This window comes from Pseudomonas sp. 2995-1 (genome assembly GCF_002742505.1).
Classification (GTDB): Bacteria; Pseudomonadota; Gammaproteobacteria; order Pseudomonadales; family Pseudomonadaceae; genus Aquipseudomonas; species Aquipseudomonas sivasensis.
Genome location: NZ_LJSA01000323.1, coordinates 1 through 228 on the forward strand (window position 1 = coordinate 1; position 228 = coordinate 228).

The 228-nt window shown below is 40.8% G+C and carries 1 protein-coding gene; it reads right to left on the reverse strand.

What is annotated here, in order from left to right; translation table 11 throughout:
• Positions 1-228 (reverse strand): CoA-transferase (locus AOA61_RS08670; protein WP_305886521.1); only part of this gene is annotated, 228 nt, incomplete at both ends.

Here is a 228-nt window from a genome sequence, read left to right on the forward strand (position 1 = left end):
ATCTGTAATAATACGATCCACTACTTTTTTTCCGGTCAAAGGAAGACTACACTCATTTAATATCTTTGGTTCTCCTTTACGATTTACATGTTCCATGATAATGACCACTTTTTTCGCACCATGAACAAGGTCCATCGCACCGCCCATTCCCTTAATCATCTTTCCAGGTATCATCCAGTTAGCAAGGTCACCATTAGCAGCTACCTCCATTGCTCCTAGTATAGCAAC